The 14,057-nt window shown below is 64.1% G+C and carries 14 protein-coding genes; 9 read left to right on the top strand and 5 right to left on the bottom strand.

From position 1 onward, the window contains the following. Position 1 precedes the first annotated feature (1 nt). Complete coding sequence (locus tag ACODSP_RS20310; RefSeq protein WP_488967370.1) at positions 2-739, top strand: DUF6065 family protein; 738 nt, start codon at positions 2-4, stop codon at positions 737-739. A gap of 104 nt (positions 740-843) precedes the next feature. Here the strand turns inward: ACODSP_RS20310 and ACODSP_RS20305 are convergent, their stop codons facing one another. Genes ACODSP_RS20305 through ACODSP_RS20295 form a run of 3 tightly spaced genes read right to left on the bottom strand, consistent with a single transcriptional unit; the run spans position 844 to position 4,189 of the window. Beyond that, positions 844-1,311, bottom strand: coding sequence for a hypothetical protein (locus tag ACODSP_RS20305; protein ID WP_488967369.1), 468 nt, complete (start codon positions 1,309-1,311; stop codon positions 844-846). 57 nt (positions 1,312-1,368) lie between these two features. Continuing rightward, the gene (locus tag ACODSP_RS20300; RefSeq protein WP_488967368.1) at positions 1,369-2,562 is read right to left on the bottom strand and encodes an FAD-dependent oxidoreductase; all 1,194 of its coding nucleotides are present in this window, start codon (positions 2,560-2,562) and stop codon (positions 1,369-1,371) included. A gap of 58 nt (positions 2,563-2,620) precedes the next feature. Beyond that, positions 2,621-4,189: a glycosyltransferase gene (locus ACODSP_RS20295; protein WP_488967367.1), complete on the bottom strand. Its 1,569-nt coding sequence runs from the start codon at positions 4,187-4,189 to the stop codon at positions 2,621-2,623. A gap of 121 nt (positions 4,190-4,310) precedes the next feature. On the opposite strand from ACODSP_RS20295, the gene ACODSP_RS20290 reads away from it, so the two are divergent. From ACODSP_RS20290 to ACODSP_RS20270, 5 genes are all read left to right on the top strand, one after another. Beyond that, positions 4,311-4,910 carry a GNAT family N-acetyltransferase gene (locus ACODSP_RS20290; RefSeq protein WP_488967366.1) on the top strand — a complete coding sequence of 200 codons (600 nt, stop codon included), beginning with the start codon at positions 4,311-4,313 and terminating at the stop codon, positions 4,908-4,910. A 93-nt stretch (positions 4,911-5,003) separates the two neighbouring features. Then, positions 5,004-6,500, top strand: a complete 1,497-nt coding sequence (locus ACODSP_RS20285; protein WP_488967365.1) for an MFS transporter — start codon at positions 5,004-5,006, stop codon at positions 6,498-6,500. A gap of 165 nt (positions 6,501-6,665) precedes the next feature. Next, positions 6,666-8,012 carry a metal-dependent hydrolase family protein gene (locus ACODSP_RS20280; RefSeq protein WP_488967364.1) on the top strand — a complete coding sequence of 449 codons (1,347 nt, stop codon included), beginning with the start codon at positions 6,666-6,668 and terminating at the stop codon, positions 8,010-8,012. Positions 8,013-8,276: 264 nt separating this feature from the next. Then, a complete protein-coding gene (locus tag ACODSP_RS20275) occupies positions 8,277-8,831 on the top strand; it encodes a hypothetical protein (protein ID WP_488967363.1) in 555 nt (184 codons plus the stop codon). A gap of 6 nt (positions 8,832-8,837) precedes the next feature. Beyond that, on the top strand, positions 8,838-9,407 hold the full coding sequence (locus ACODSP_RS20270) for a hypothetical protein (protein ID WP_488967362.1): 570 nt from the start codon (positions 8,838-8,840) through the stop codon (positions 9,405-9,407). 175 nt (positions 9,408-9,582) lie between these two features. Here the strand turns inward: ACODSP_RS20270 and ACODSP_RS20265 are convergent, their stop codons facing one another. After that, a complete protein-coding gene (locus ACODSP_RS20265; RefSeq protein ID WP_488967361.1) occupies positions 9,583-10,479 on the bottom strand; it encodes a LysR family transcriptional regulator in 897 nt (298 codons plus the stop codon). A gap of 100 nt (positions 10,480-10,579) precedes the next feature. Between ACODSP_RS20265 and ACODSP_RS20260 the strand changes: the two genes are divergently transcribed. The 3 genes from ACODSP_RS20260 (at position 10,580) to ACODSP_RS20250 (ending at position 13,300) form a co-directional block, all read left to right on the top strand. Continuing rightward, on the top strand, positions 10,580-11,572 hold the full coding sequence (locus ACODSP_RS20260; RefSeq protein ID WP_488967360.1) for an aldo/keto reductase: 993 nt from the start codon (positions 10,580-10,582) through the stop codon (positions 11,570-11,572). Between the two features lie 118 nt (positions 11,573-11,690). Continuing rightward, positions 11,691-12,218, top strand: a complete 528-nt coding sequence (locus ACODSP_RS20255; protein WP_488967359.1) for a hypothetical protein — start codon at positions 11,691-11,693, stop codon at positions 12,216-12,218. 266 nt (positions 12,219-12,484) lie between these two features. Then, positions 12,485-13,300: a sulfite exporter TauE/SafE family protein gene (locus ACODSP_RS20250; protein ID WP_488967358.1), complete on the top strand. Its 816-nt coding sequence runs from the start codon at positions 12,485-12,487 to the stop codon at positions 13,298-13,300. Here the strand turns inward: ACODSP_RS20250 and ACODSP_RS20245 are convergent. Continuing rightward, complete coding sequence (locus ACODSP_RS20245) at positions 13,241-13,948, bottom strand: TetR/AcrR family transcriptional regulator (protein WP_488967357.1); 708 nt, start codon at positions 13,946-13,948, stop codon at positions 13,241-13,243. The two genes, ACODSP_RS20250 and ACODSP_RS20245, sit on opposite strands and share 60 nt — an antisense overlap. Positions 13,949-14,057: the final 109 nt, after the last annotated feature.

Genomic DNA, 14,057 nt, shown 5'->3' with positions numbered 1-14,057 from the left:
CATGAAGCTCACCTGTTTCGCCATGCATGGGGAACCGCCGCTGCTGCGCGCGGCCCCCGCGACCCGCGATTGGATGGATGGCACGCCGCAGGCCTATGCCTATCGCTGCCTGCCGCTGAACATTGCGAATGCCCATGGCTGGGAAATCCTGTGCCGCACCGGCTTCACGGCCCATTGGGATGGCGGCGCATCCAAGGATGCCATCGTGATCACGCCTGATCCCGGCACCATGGCACCGGCCATCAGCCATTTCGGCTCTGGCGTCCTGACCTTCCATATCGAGGCGGTGTTCCGCACCGAGCCGGGATGGAGCCTTTATGCCCAGGGTCCCGTGAATGCGCCCAAGGACGGCATCGCCCCCCTGACCGGCATTATCGAGACAGACTGGGCCCCCTACAGTTTCACCATGAACTGGAAATTCACCGCCCCCGGTCGCGTGGCCCGGTTCGACGCCGGTGAGCCTTTCTGCGCGATCTTCCCCATTCAGCGCCGCCTGCTGGAAAGCGTGGAACCGGAAATCCGTTCCCTGAAGGACGACCCCGAACTGGAACGCCGTTTCCAGGAATGGTCCACGGGCCGCCTGCGCTTCAACGCCGACCTCGCCCAGCCCGGATCGGCGGCCCAGACCGAGAAATGGCAGAAAAGCTATTATCTCGGCCTCAACCCCGACGGCACCCCCGCCGACCCCGACCACCTGATCAAACTGCGCCCGCCAGGGTTCGTGGATAAGCGGGGGTAGAGCGGACTTCTTTTGGCTGGAACCGTGCTTTCCTCGTCATCCCAGCGTAAGCCGGGATGACGAGGAAAGCACGGTTGCGGCGGGCGGTCGTTGACGGGGATCAATTATTCGGTAGGTGAATTCAAACTCAGTGAGGGGCGCAGATGGCTGCCGCCACGCCACCAGACCAGGGCTGTTACAAGTCCACTAACCATGCAGATAAGTGCGTTACTGATATCACGCGGGCCAGAGGGCCCCTCTGAGACAAACCACCATAGAAGCCCGATCACCAGACCTGACATGGTGCCAGCCAGTGCGTATGCAGTCGGACCATGGATATCACGGTGGATAAGCCAGCGATCTATCGGAATCCCGATCACAACGGCCAGGGTGAATGTGACCGGCAGCGCTATCACGTAGGCGAATATCAGGATATGCAACAAGGGTAGCAGTTCCTGACCGTCTAGCGTGAAGGTTTCAAGATAGGCATCCAACCCAATGCCGATAACGGTTTCGACAAAAAACCTCATGAACACCAGCGCCGGGCCTGCAAAAGCTCCAGTAAGAACCGCCTTGAGAAGCCGCCAAAGCATTTGCTGTCCTGCCGTATCTATCTCGGGGTTATGTAATTGATTTATATTAAAGTTTTTTCAGGCGACATACCCCGCAAACAGACCCGCGATGGTGGAGACGGCGCGTTCTGCCTCGGCCCGGTCGGGCGCGGCGTCTTCGATGCCGAAGCCGTAATATTCATTGGCACCCGTCACCTGAAACACCCAGCCGTCGCGGCGCGGCACGAAGGAGGTCTGGTTGAAATAGAGGCCGTAGCGAATATCGCCGTCCGGGATCATGCGGGCCAGCTGTCCGCGCACGGGCACCAATGTGTCGTCACCGAACAGGGCCTTGGCGCCATAGCCGGTGCAGTTGACCAGGGTCTTCTGCGGCAGGGCCGACAGTTCCACCGCGCTGTGGAGTTCCCGCACCTCGATCCTGCCGCCCAGCGATAGGAAACCCGACAGAAGATAGTCGGAATATGCTGCGATATTGAACATCAGGCCCGACGTGGTCAGCACCTCCCGGTCCCCGAACTGATGATTGCCGGTGGCATAGGTGATGCGGGGGGCGCGCAGTTCGGGTGCCATTTCCCGCGTCAGGCCATGGGCGAAGGCGGGGCGGTCATCGGGCGGGGTCGAGCCGCCATTGCTGCCGGACAGCAGTATATGCGTGTCGATCCATTCGATGGGCGTTCCGGGCAGGCCCAGCAGCGTCTGGTACCGGTCAAAGCTGGCCCGTGCCATGCCGGCCCATTGCGCCTTGAATTCCGGGGTCACATGCTGTTCCAGGGCAAGCCGGCTTTCGGGCGACCAGACGCCGGTGGCGAGCGAGGAACGGGTGGCGGGCGGCAGGTCCCGGGCATAGATTGTGACCCGCGCCCCAGCGCGTTGCAACTGCAACGCCGTGGTCAGGCCGATGGCGCCGCAGCCGATGACGGCGATATCGCGCGCGCCGATCTGCATGGCGAGATCGGTGGCGATGGCCGCCGACCCCCAGGACAGCGACCAGCCCGCACCCCCATGGCCGTAATGATGCACCAGCGCCTTGTCCCCGAACGCCACCCGTTCAATCCGTGGCCCCTGTGGCCGGAAGGGCCGGGTGCAGACGGTGATCTGGGTGATGCGGTCGATGCTGGCCCGCAGGGGTGGCAGGGTCAGGACCGGGCCCCTGGGCGCAGGAGCCACCGCCAGTTTGGCCGGCCCCGTGGCGCAGCCGGCCAGCATGCCGGCCATCAAGGCGCTGCCGCCCCCCATCAACAGGGTGCGGCGGTTGAAGGAGCGGACGGTCATTCATAATCCCCGATATTTGGCATGCGCCGGGAGAATAGGATGGTGATTGGGGCAAATTTCAAGCGGATGTGCCCTGCCAATGAATTGCGATCATCGGCATGATGTCGGCCATCCATTCGGCGAAGCTGGCGGCGGTCATGTGCATGACGCTGGGCCGGTCATCGACGCACCTTTCGGCAGGCACGACCGCCGCCCGTCCGCGCAGGCTGTCGATCAGCCAGCGGACCCGGCGCAGTTCGGCATGGCGGACATGGGCATAAAGGTTCAGCAATCCCTCGGCTTCATCAATCTGCCGACCGCAGATATGGGCCAGCACCCACCAGGCGAGTTCCACCGGGTCGGCTTCCGGTGTCTGATAGTAGGTGCGGCAGAAATTGAACTGGAACAGGCCATGCTGCGGCAGCAGCACCTCCGCCGCCCGGCCTGTCCGCAGCAGGGCCCGGTTCAGCATGAAGCGCGCGGGCGCATGTTCCACCCGCATCTCCAACGCCTTCTGCGCCCGGTTGATGCAGGCGGCGTAATCGCCCTTGGCATAATCCTCCCCGGCGGCCCGCATGGTCAATGTCAGGGGGTCTGGCTTCCATTGATAGCTGGAGATCAGGCCCTGCCGCCCGTCCCACACCGCCTCATAAGGGCCGAACAGCCCGTGTTGGACCAGGGTTTGTCCCGGCAGCAGCCGGGACTGCGCCAGGAACCAGTCATAGAGAAAATCGCTTTTCGAGGCGGCGTGGCGGCGATGGACCAGATCGTGGCCGGCCCCGGCAATGGTGCGCAGGCGCGCCTCGTCCCGCAGCAGCAAATCCACCTTGTCCGTCAGGTCATCGCCTTCCCCCATGACACAGTTCACCATGTCCTGGAATCCGTAATCCGCCAGATTCTGGATGGGCGGGGTCAGCAGCAACGTGCCGCAGGCCGGGATTTCCAGATGCTTGCGCACCACGTAATCGAACAGCGTGCCATCGGTGAGGGAGATGCGGGCCCGCCCCATGGTGCGGAAGAAGGTCTCTCCCACCAGACCCTGCGCCACCTCTCGCCCATAGCCGGGATGGGGGCTGGTCTGCACCAGATCGGGAAAACGGGCGGACAGGCCCGCCGCCGCACGGACACGCCAGGGCCGGTCCGCCGACATGGCACCCACCAGCCAGATGGGAATGTCGCGCTCCCCCCCCGGATCAATGCACATCCCATCGTCAAAGACATGGGGCATGCCAAAGGTCCGGTGTGCCATTTCCGGGGTTTGTTCCACGACGCTGACATGGGCCATCATGACCTCACAGCCCCACGCGTCCATATCCCGGAAATGCGGAATGCGGCTGGTGCAGAAACAGTCGCACATGCAGAGCGAAATGCGCGGTATATGCCGGTTTACATGCGCGTTCGATACCTCGATCCGGCGGTGCGGTGCGGAATAAGAGCCACGATAGGCAATCAGGTCGGGGCTGTGCCGGTCACACAAAGCCGCCAGATCACAGTCCTCTTCCACCAGAACCACTTTGAATCGGCGGCTGAACGCGGTGATATAGGGTTCTTCCCATAATTGATGCAGCAGGCCGCCGGTGAGCGGGTAGCGGATCAGCAGCAAGGTGGGCTTAGGCCCCGAGCCCCCGGCCTGGACATCGGTTGACAAGGAAGAAACCTCCAGCCACGCAACAGCATAAAAAGGTTAGCATATCGTCCTGTTCGGCGGGAACAGCCGTCGATGGGCGCGGTCGCTTGCATACGCCCGATGCCGGGGCCACTATCATCCCATGAGCAATGATAGCCCCCCCCTGGCCCCCCGTCTGCGCAAGCCGGCCCGCATCACGGGCAGGCAGCTGGTGTTTCATGATGCCGGCCCGCAGGACGCGGCTTTCATCCTTGGGCTGCGGACCGACCCCAAGAAATCCAGATGCCTGTCCGTGACGGCCAACGATCTGTCCAGACAGATTGCCTGGATGGAGCGGTATGAAGCCGACAGCGCGCAGGTCTATTTCATCATCGCGGATGCAGATGGCCGCAGGGTCGGAACGGTGCGGATGTATGATCAGCAGGACACCTCCTTCTGCTGGGGCTCCTGGATCATCACGGATGAGGTTCCCAGCAGCTATGCCATTGAATCCGCGCTGATCATCTATCACTACGCGCTGCTGCTGGGCTTTCAGGGCGCCCATTTCGATGTGCGCAAGGACAATGTGTCCGTCTGGACATTCCATGAGCGGTTTGGCGCGGTGCGGGCGGGGGAAACGGATCTGGACTTTCTGTTCACCATTTCCAATGACGCCATCCAGCGCTCTTTACGGCGATATGCGAAGTATTTGCCGGACGGCATCAAGGTGGAATTTCCGCCCGGTACAGCGGATGCCAGCTGACTACGTATTCAAGCCGGGTGCCCGTTGACGGGCGAAAACACCCCCCGCATGGTCGCGGTCAATAAACATAATCCTTCGGGGGGAAACGGGACCATGCAGAAGCCCAGGCTGAGCCTGATCCAGATCTGGAACATGTCCATCGGCTTCCTGGGTATCCAGGTGGCGTTCGGGTTGCAGAACGCCAATGCCAGCCGCATTTTCCAGACGCTGGGCGCCGATATTAATGAGCTGGCCATTCTGTGGGTCGCGGCCCCCCTGACCGGTCTGCTGGTGCAGCCCATTGTCGGGCATATGTCGGACAAGACCTGGGGACGGCTGGGCCGCCGCCGGCCCTATTTCCTGGTCGGGGCCATCCTGGTCACGCTGTCGCTGCTGATCATGCCATCGTCGCCGGCCTTATGGTTTGCGGCGTCAATGCTGTGGATCCTGGATGCCAGCATCAATATCACCATGGAACCGTTCCGCGCCTTTGTCGGCGACCTGCTGCCTGATGAGCAGCGGATGAGCGGGTTTGCGGCACAGAGCTTTTTCATCGGGGTGGGGGCCGTGGGCGCTTCCGCCCTGCCCTGGATGCTGACCCACTGGTTCGGCATGGACAATACGGCAGCCCCCGGCGTTGTGCCGTTGACGGTGCATATCGCCTTCTATGTGGGGGCGGCGGCCATCTTCATCGCCGTGATGTGGACGGTGCTGACCACGAAGGAATATTCGCCCGAACAGATGGCGGCGTTCGAGGCGGCACGGCTGGCGCAGCGCGGGGTGGATGCCGCGACGCGCCCCGACCGTCCCGCCGGCGATTTCCGCCGCTGGGGCCTGATGTCGGTCCTTATCGGTGCCGTTGTGACGGCGGCGGTTGGCCTACTGGGCCTGGAAAAAGAGGTCTATATCCTGGGGGCCGGTCTGATCGGTTTTGGCCTGTGCCTGCTGGTTCATGCCGGGCTGAAGAACGCCGGCAACGGCCAGAACGGGTTCAGCGAGGTGATGGAGGACCTGTTCGCCATGCCGGCGGTGATGCGCCGGCTGGCCTTTGTGCAGTTCTTCAGCTGGTTCGCGCTGTTCGCCATGTGGATCTACACCACCTCTGCCGTCACCGCCTTTCATTATGGCACCAGCGATACGGCGTCCCAGGCCTATAATGACGGGGCCGACTGGGTCGGTCTGCTGTTCGCCGTCTATAATGGCGTGGCGGCCATTGCCGCCTTCCTGCTGCCCGTGATTGCGCGGGTCATCGGGCGGCGGGGGGCGCATATGCTCAGCCTGTGCCTGGGCGGGGCCGGCCTGATCAGCTTCATGTTCATCACGGACCCGGCCCTGCTGTGGCTGCCCATGATCGGGGTCGGCTTTGCTTGGTCGTCGATCCTGTCGGCCCCCTATTCCATTCTGTCGGCGGCGGTGCCGGCGGCGAAGATGGGTGTCTATATGGGCATCTTCAACATCTTCATCGTGGTGCCGCAGGTCCTGGCCGCCAGCATCCTGGGCGCCGTGCTGCGCGCCGGGTTCGGGGGCGAGGCCATCTGGGCGCTGGTGTTGGGTGGGGTGTCCTGGCTGCTGGCGGCGCTGGCCATGATCGCCGTGAAGGACGAGGTGTAGCGCGGATTAGGCGAAGCCGTAATCCGCGGGCTGGCGACGGGGTTATCCGCGGATTACGCTCCGCTAATCCGCGCTACGCTCTTGATGGGCACGGGCTGCTTGCCTTTGTCGCCGAACCCGGTCATTTCATCCGTAACGGATAACAACACCGGGTGAGGCAATTCCATGTCCATGCATTCCATCTGGCGCCGCCGTCTGGCGGGGGCCGTGGCGTCTGTTGCGCTGTTGACCGGGGCGGCGGGCGCCGAAACGGTGCTGATCCATGCCGGTACCCTGCTGGCGGTTCCGGGGCAGAAGCCGTTGAGCCAGCAGACGCTGGTCGTCACCGACGGCAAGGTCAGCGCGGTCAAGGCCGGTTATCTGGATGCCGCCTCCGCCGGCGCGCCCGCCGATGCGCGGACCATCGACCTGAAGAATGCCTTTGTCCTGCCCGGCCTGATCGATTGCCATGTGCATATCACGGGCGAACTGAATGCCCGGTCGCAACTGGCCGAGGTGCAGGACGATCCGGAGGAGACGGTGCTGGACGGTGTCGTCTATGCCAACCGCACCCTGATGGCCGGCTTTACCACGGTCCGTGACCTGGGCTCCCCCGCCCGCACCGGCTTTGCCCTGCGCGATGCCATAACCAAGGGCGAGGTCGCGGGGCCGTCCATCGTGGCCGCCGGCATGATGATCTCCATCACCGCCGGGCATGGCGACGTCAACGGCTTTAGCGAGGAAGTGACCCACGCGTTGCGGCCCGAAAGCATCTGCAACGGCGCCGATGATTGCCGCCGCGCCGTGCGGGAGCAGATCCGCAAGGGGGCCGACGTCATCAAGCTGGCCACCACGGGCGGTGTGCTGTCCAACATCGCCGCCGGCACCGGCCAGCAGATGTTCGAGGATGAGGCCAAGGCCATCATCGACACCGCCCATATGATGGGCAAGAAGGTGGCCAGCCACGCCCATGCGGCGGGCGGTGTCAACCTGGCCCTGCGCAGCGGTGTGGACAGCGTGGAGCACGGGTCGTTCATGGATGCCGACAGCATCAAGCTGTTCAAGCAGTCCGGCGCCTATCTGGTGCCCACATTGCTGGCCGGCCATACCGTTGTGAACATGGCCAAGAACAGCACCACCCTGACCCCGGCCCAGGCCGCCAAGGCCCTGGATGTGGGCGAGCGGATGAAGGTCAGCTTCGGCAATGCCGTGAAGAACGGCGTCAAGGTCGCCTTCGGCACCGATAGCGGCGTGTCGCAGCATGGCGAGAACGCCTATGAGTTCAAGCTGATGGTCGATGCCGGCATGCCGGCTGCTGACGCCATCAAGGCCGCCACCGTGAACGCCGCCGACCTTCTGGACCGGGGCAACCGCATCGGCACCCTGGAAGCCGGCAAGGATGCCGACATCATCGCCGTCGCCAAGAGCCCCATCGAGGATGTGACCGAACTGAGCCGCGTGCAGTTCGTCATGCGCCGGGGCACGGTGCACAAGCAGGACGGGGCGCCGGTGACGTTCGTGCCGAAGATCTGATGTGGGACGAAAATCCGGGGTGGTGCGTGGTGTCATCCCGGATTTTCGGCGCAGATGCAACGGTGTGAAACATGATTTTTACCTCTGTTGCACGGAGACCGGATTTTCGGTGTGGGTTGGGTGCAGACCGCTTAAGGATAATAAACCTATATCATGGGCTGCGCTGACAGGGAAACGGATCGTGATTGCCGTTGAATCCGGGGCGCTCCGCTGACATTATGCGGGTATATATCGCCAAGGCTGCAACCTGAACGAGGCACGGGAATGGCGCTCTACCAGGATGACCTGGGTAATCTGTACTGGTCCGATGCGGCGGGGGCGGTGATCCCGGCCCCGAAGGAAGGGGGCCGGATGGTACCGTGGGAACAACCGTTCCTTATCCATGGGCACCGGCTGGACAGCCTGCTCTGGTCCGGGCGGCTGATCGGGTGTGTTGCCCTGGTGTTGGCATCGGTGGCGCTGCTGCTGCTGGCCACTGGCGGGCGGGAACAGGCTGGCCTGTTTCCGGCCCTGTCCGTCTTGGTCGCCCTCGTCGGTAATCTGGTGATCCCACGGCGCAGCGGCATGCGGATGGTGCCCACCACCACCCTGTACCTGCTGCGGCCACAGCCATGGGGCGCGCTGCTGCTGGAACTGTCTGGAAAACTGTCCCTTGCCACCATGTTCCTGTCCATGACCATCGAGATGCTGACCCCCGATCAGATCGGCCCGTGGCACCAGGCGGGCGCCTTGTTGATGGGCGGTGGTTTTGTCGTGTTCCTGGTGCTGACGGGGCATTTTTTGCTGTCCCTGTTGCGAACCCCTTCCCGCCCGGCTTGATCCGCGATGCCGCTGTATCAGGATGACCAGGGCCATCTTTACTGGCATGAGCGGGTCACGCCGCTGCTGGAGCCGCCGGTCCTGTCGGCGGAGCGGGTGGCGCAGGGGATCAGGCCGCGTATTGCCCGCATTCGGGATGATCGGATGGGCTGGCTGCGGGGTGGCTGTGTTGCCGCGATGGCGGCGGGGCTGGGTCTGACGCTGGTGGCGCTGTTGCTGGCCGAGGCAAACTGGCCTTTGGCGCTGGCCTTGGCGGTTGCGGGGTTCCTGTGGTGTGCCGCGCTGCGGCTGTTCTTTGTGACGGAGGTCTGTGCGCGGCCTGTGCCGTTTGAGGGGGCGCTGCGGCTTGTCCCGGAGCAGCCCTGGCCGCCGCGTCTGCTGCGGCTGGTTCTGATCCTCTCGCTGGTGGGGCCGCTTTATGTGCTGACCTGGGTCAAGGGGCTGGACGTCATGGACGGGGACGGGCCGTCCATCTTCCTGGCGCTGGTCTGGGCCTGGATGCTCTGGGGCCGGGTGAAGGCGGTCAGGCGGGAGGGCCGGGCGTTGCGGGTGGCGTTTGGCGGGGCGACAGTTTAGGCAATCTCAACGGGAGGCCAGGACATAATCTATGTTATGCGAATGGCACGAAATTCTGACCGATGGGTTTTCGATGGCGGTTTTGTAGCGCGGATTAGCGAAGCGTAATCCGCGGAATGCCTGCCCCATCGTTGCTCCGCGGATTACGCTTCGCTAATCCGCGCTACGATCGCGATCAGGATCGATGGCTGCGCAGCCAGTCCACCAGAGCCCTGAGCGGCCCCGGCACGTGCCGACGGCTGCTGTAATAAAGGAAGGGGCCGGAGAAGGACAGCGACCAGTCGGGCAGGGCGGGAACCAAGGTGCCGGCGGCGAAATGGTCGGCCAGCAGATCCTCGAACGTGTAGATCCAGCCCAGACCGTCCAGGGCGGCGCGCAGCAGCAGGGGCGTGCTGGAACTGACCAGCGGCCCCTCCGGGTGCAGTTTCAGCACTTCCCCCTGCCGCTCAAACTCCCAAGCCAAAGGGCCGGCATCGTGGAAACGGTGACGCAGGCAGGGGCGGGACAGCAGGTCGGTCGGGTGTTCTGGCATTCCATGCTGCGCAACATGCGACGGTGAGGCGGCCAGGATATAGCGCTGCATGCGGGGGCCAATGGGGAGGGCCACCATGTCCTGGGCCAGCGCCTCCTCGTACCGCACGCCGGCATCGAAGCCGGCGGCGAAGATATCGACCAGGGCGTTATTATCCTCCACATCCAGCCTTATGCCGGGATGGGCCGTCAGGAATGGGGCCAGCAGATCGGGCAGGACCGTGCGCGCCACGATGGAGGGCACGTTGAGGCGCAGGGTGCCGAACGTGCTGTCACGGTACTCGTTCAAGCCATCCAGCGCCTGGGTCACGGCATCCATGGCCGGGGACAGGCTGTCGATCAGGCGTTGGCCCGCCTCCGTCGGGGTTACGCTGCGCGTTGTGCGGTGCAGCAAACGGATGCCGACGGCTTCCTCCAGATCACGCACGGCCTGGGACAGGGTGGAGGCTGACACGCCCCGGTCGCGGGCCGCGCGGCGAAAGCTGCGGTGACGGGCGACCGACAGGAAGGCATCGAGATCGGCAAGGGAGTGGGGTCGCATTGTACGGATTTCCGAACAGGTCATGTTGACTTGAGCAGATTATCGCACAGTGGGGACGATGGCACGATAGGGCATCAAAACCTGAACAGGGAGCTGCATCATGCTGACGCACCGCACTATCTGGGCCCATGGGCCTGCCACCGCGCCCCTGGCCCTGGGCTGCATGGGCATGTCCGATATGTATGGCCCCGCCGACCGGGCCGAAAGCATCGCCACCATCCATGCGGCACTGGATGCCGGCATCAATGTCCTGGATACGGGCGATTTCTATGGCATGGGCCATAATGAGATGCTGATCGCCGAGGCGTTGAAGGACCGGCGGCGCGAGGATGTGGTGTTGTCGGTGAAGTTCGGGGCCGTGCGCGGGCCGGATGGGGCCTTCCTGGGCTATGACGGGCGCGCGAAATCGGTGCGCAATTTCGTGGCCTACAGCCTGAAACGGCTGGGCACCGACTATATCGACATCTACCGCCCCTCCCGTCTGGACAGCGAGGTGCCGATCGAGGAGACGGTGGGCGCCATCGCCGATCTGGTCCGGGAAGGCTTTGTCCGCCATATCGGCCTGTCGGAGGTGGGGGCGGACACGATCCGCCGCGCCGCGTCGGTGCATCCGATCTGCGACCTGCAGATCGAATATTCCCTGATCAGCCGGGGGATCGAGGCCGCGATCCTGCCCACCTGCCGCGAATTGGGCATCGGCATCACGGCCTATGGCGTGCTGTCACGCGGGCTGATCAGCGGCCATTGGTCGAAGGACAGCGGCAATGCCGGCTTCCGCGCCATGAGCCCGCGTTTCCAGGGGCCGAACCTGGATCATAACCTGACCCTGGTCGAGGCGCTGCGCGGGGTGGCGGAGCGGATCGGGGCCAGCGTGGCCCAGGTGGCCATCGCCTGGGTCGCCTCACGCGGGGCGGATATCGTGCCGGTGATCGGGGCGCGGCGGCGGGATCGCCTGGCCGAGAGCTTGGGTGCGGCAGGTCTGGTGCTGTCGGCAGCGGAACTGGCGGCCATCGAGGCGGCGGTGCCCAAGGATGCGGCGGCAGGGGAGCGGTATCCAGCGGCGTTGCTGGCGCATATGGATAGTGAGCGGTGAGGGAAGAGCTGCTGTAACGGGCATTGCGGGCGCGGTGGTTACACTTCAGAGTGTCGGCGTATGACTCCGGATCGATCATCTGCGCAGATCGGTGCGGGGCGAACAATGGAGGGTTGTCGTGGCCACCGGCTTCATGTTCCAGATCGTCAACAAATGCCCGTTTCAGGTCAGTTTCAGCAGTTCCAATTATCAGGGGACGGGGGACATCTCGCCTTTCAATGTCACTTTGGCAGCGGGAGAGACGGCGCCGGGCGCGCCGCAGAATCCCGGCTATTACTATTTCGAGGCTGCCTTCACCGCCGCAAGTACCGTGGAAAGCAAAGCCACGTTCGATGTGATCGCCACGCCGATCTCCACCATCGACGTCCCCACCGCCCCCATCCCGACCATGCGAATCGGACCGGGCACATCCGTCACCTTAACGGTGACGATGACGACAAGCGCCATCAGCAGCTACGCCCAGAACTTCGTCCCCGGCGTGCTTCAGCAGCCCTACGTCCCACCGGCTGACCCGAACCTGCCGGCCACGTCCACTCCGCTCCCCATGCCGAACGGGGTGATGACCGTCTCCCTGACGCCGTCGGGCACGACGGGCAAGGATGATTGGCAGCTTGGGGTGATCACGGCGACTTACGAAGCGGCGTAGCAGGTTGCCAGATCGGCTTTAGCACCCCCTATCGTCATCCCGGCGAAAGCCCATAGACGCTACGGTAAGCATTTGCCCTGCGATGCTTTCCCCGCGAAAGCGGGGGAGGCAACAATGTGCGAGTGGCTAACTTAGCGCATATGGGCGAAGGCGGTAGGGGCTGTGAAGGCGGAGCAGAACACCCTTCGCCGACCAAACAATTGATCCCCATCAACGACCCCACCCCGCCGCCCATGCCATAACCACCCTGTACCAAGGGGAAAATCATGGATTTCATGGTCTGGTCGCTGGCGGTGGCGATGTTCACGACGGGGATGCTGGGCGGGCTGTCGCATTGCGTGGGCATGTGCGGGCCGTTCGTGCTGGCCCAGGTCGGGGCCTGCGCCAATCTGCCGGGTCCCGCTTCAGCGCTGCTTTCGGTTGACCGGAAGCAGCGCCGGCGGCGACTGCCGCCGCGCGGCCCATGCCGCGAAAGCCAAGCTGCGGATGCAGCGCCGGCGACTAAGGCCGACATATTGTTACGGCGGGCGCGCGGGTCGATGCTGCTGCCCTATCATCTGGGCCGCATCACCACCTATGCCGCCCTGGGCACCCTGGTGGCGGCGGGCGGTGGGGCGGTGACGCGGATGACGGGCGTGTCCTGGCTGCTGGCCTTCATCCTGTCGCTGGCTTCCCTGCTGTTCCTGCGCCAGGGGCTGATCGGCCTGTTCCCCCGGCTGGCGGGCGGTACGGGTGGTGGGCTGGCCATCGGGCTGGGACAGCGTTTGACGGCACCCTTGCGCCCGCTTTTCGCGCGGCCCCTCGGGCTTAACGGCTATCTGCTGGGCCTGACCCTGGGGCTGCTGCCTTGCGGTCTGGTCTATGCCGGGCTGGCCTCCGCCATGGGGACGGGCGACCCGCTGGCCGGACTGATCATGATGGCGGCCTTCGGGGCGGGCACGGTACCGGCCCTGCTGGCCATCGGCCTGCTGGGAGGGGCCGCCGCCCACCGCTGGCGCAGCACCGCCGCCCGCCTGACGCCCCTACTGATGCTGGTGAACGCCTTTCTGGTGGGGCGCATGGCCTGGCACATGCTCGGATGATGCGGCACCAACCGCGATGATCCGCATGAACAGGTCCACAACCTTCTGCACATGCCGCTCAATCTCGCCATTGTCCGGAATGGGGCGCATACCGGTGACGGTGCGGTAGAACAGATCGCTCTGGATCATGCCGCAGAAGGCATTGACCACAGAACCCACATCGGGGCACTGCACCACGCCGCGTTCATGCAGTTCGCCCAGGTACCTGATCATGGCGGCCTGCAGCGGGTCCGGCCCGCAGCGGAAATAGATCTCCGGCAGGCGTGGGAACTTGATCCCCTCCCCCATCACCATCCGCCACAGCCCCTGTGCCTCCGGGTCCATCAGCACGCCCATCAGGCCGCGTGCGATGCGGGTCAGGGTTTCGCGCGGGCACTGGTCGGGTAGGTGCGGGGCCGTCAGCGGTTCCATGATCTCCGCACAGCGCTGCGTCACCATGGCCTCGAACAACCCCTCCTTGCTGCCGAAAAGCTGGTAGAGTGTAGAGAGTGAGCCGCCCGACCGGCGCACGATGGCGGAAAGACTGGCCCGTTCAAAGCCCTGTTCGAAAAACACGGCGGCGGCGGCGTCGATCATGGCCTGACGGCGCGCTGCCATGCGGGGCGTATGGTCGGCGGCGTCGATATCGGCTTCGTTTTCTATGCTCATGTCCGGATCATCGCATTCGGGGTGCCGGTCCTGCAACGGGGCGTGATGGCCGTCACTTGAAAACTGTAATGTACGTTACATTATCCTGTCCGTCAGTATCGCTTAAGAA

This window comes from Niveispirillum sp. FG156, assembly GCF_057809555.1.
This window is presented reverse-complemented; position numbering and strand designations above follow the sequence as displayed.